Origin of the sequence: Hespellia stercorisuis DSM 15480 (genome assembly GCF_900142165.1) — a bacterium.
Taxonomy (GTDB): Bacteria; Bacillota; Clostridia; order Lachnospirales; family Lachnospiraceae; genus Hespellia; species Hespellia stercorisuis.
Map to the genome: position 1 here is coordinate 1 of NZ_FQZY01000143.1, position 2,075 is coordinate 2,075.

Genomic DNA, 2,075 nt, shown 5'->3' on the forward strand with positions numbered 1-2,075 from the left:
CCAATTACCGAAATAATATCGCAAAACAGGTTTTAAAAATTCTCTGTTTTGTACAAAAATTAATTAGTTCCCCAAGGGGGTTCTGAACAGTTACGCAATATCTATTAATTCTTTATCTGTAACAAGTGCAACCGTTTTCTTTATTGCAAAATTTTTAATTGTATCGCCACTAAATCCTGCGCCTACAATCGCAACGTAATCAGCACTATTTTTTTCTTTGTGTGCCTCAATTGCTACATCACTCACGTCACCATGTGAAACCTGACCACTCGATTTAGATTTCCCGTCAACAATGCCTATAATAACTTTACCCTCGTCATTAGTCCACCTTACCACAACATCGGTGTTCCCAGGACCTCCAATTCTTTTTGCCTCAAAACCCATATAACGAAATATTTTTGCAATTTCTTCTTCAAATGCAACTCCAGATGCCTTTCCCTCTGCATATGGATCAATTGCTGCGGCACTCAAATTATTGAATAGCCCTTCATCTAAAGAAGTTTCATTTTTGTTCATATCTTTATGTACATTTTCTTTACGCTCATTTGGTTTTTGATAAATTATTTCATCAGCAATAGGAAGTGTTTTCGCAAACTCCATGCCAAATGCAGATGCTTTTAGATGTAAATATTGTGGTTCTTCTAACAATCCTGCTTCTACAAGAAAGCCAGCAATCCATCTTGCTTTTTCATTATTAAGACCATATTTCTTTGCTTCCTGATATATTTCATTTCTGGTAATATCATTCTCTGCAAAAAATATCATTTCCCCTACAAACCGAAAATGGCAGTGTAGTATCCTAATAAAATCAATGTCAGTGCCCGTCTGACACCATTCCTTTGCCACAGAACTTGCGACATAAATATTTCTTCCAGTTTCTTCTAATAACCCAGACGCCTTTAAAAAAGGCATCATTGATTCAACACTACTAGCCCTTAAGCTGAACTCATTACCAATATAATTAAAAAGATCTGACCTAGATACTTTATCACAAGAATATTTTAGTATCTTTCTTAAATTGTCAATTTTATTAGGACTAGGAGACCACAAATTATACGTACAACGATCTTTGTGTAATTGATCATTGTCGGACAATTCTTGTATCATGTTTGATATCTCTGTCGGTGGATTAGTTATTGTATATTCTGCCTCTACAGCCTCAAATGATTCCAGCACATCTGGAGTAACCAAAATCCAGTCTTTTAATGCTTGTTCCCCTGTTTCAGTCAAAATCCATTTACGGTTTCCAACCCCTTCAATTAGACCTAATACCTCCAGCCAGTCCATCCTTCTTCTTGTATTTGAACAATTTTTCCAATCAAGATTGTAGTTAGAGCATATTTTTTCATCCACTTCTTGAACCGTACTTGCCTCTGCCTCAATAATCAGTAATAATTCTCCAAAAATGCGAATTTTCTCTTGCATTACAGTGGCAATATTATAGAACGATACATCACCAGATAATCTTTTTCCAGTCTCCGACAAATATAGACTACCATTATGATTCTCGACAACGCCTATACCTTTTAAAAATGGCGCATATTCTCTCCAAGTTTTAACTTCTTCGATATCATCTAATTTAGGACAATCGTCCATCACATTCGCATTTTCAAGGGCAAGCTGCTTAATTACCCCTACAATTATCTTGGTATATTCACTTTTGCTTCCTAACAAATCTGGAATTGACCATGATTTTTTTCTCCACAAATTCTTAATATCATTATTATCCATACACCCCTCCATATGCATTATAAAACAAGTATATTGTATTTGACTTAACTTAAACTTTAAGAAATACCTAAAATCAATTATTTTCCTTAGACCATGTATATATCTAGAGTCTATTTTTCTTCTAACGTGACTTCATTCGCCGGAATTATAAACTTCTTCAAATACTCCTGCATATTCTGATTATACGCATATACATAACAGCCCTTTATTCCACGAGCTAAAATAGTAGTATATGTATTAATAATTAACTTTTTGTAACTGTTCAGAACTCCATTAGTTAAAGATGATATCGGAATTCCCTAAAAGGGCTTCTCTGATTGCTGTAAAAGCATTTATTCCATGCT

Annotated in this window: 1 protein-coding gene; it reads right to left on the reverse strand. The window is 34.5% G+C overall.

The window, feature by feature from the left end; translation table 11 throughout:
- Positions 1-90: 90 nt before the first annotated feature.
- Positions 91-1,731: a restriction endonuclease gene (locus BUB85_RS20765; RefSeq protein ID WP_073113368.1), complete on the reverse strand. Its 1,641-nt coding sequence runs from the start codon at positions 1,729-1,731 to the stop codon at positions 91-93.
- Positions 1,732-2,075: the final 344 nt, after the last annotated feature.

What these genes read in the sequence shown, in the direction of transcription:
- BUB85_RS20765 (WP_073113368.1), bottom strand. Translation starts at nt 1,731, where the DNA reads ATGGATAATAATGATATTAAGAATTTGTGGAGAAAAAAATCATGGTCA.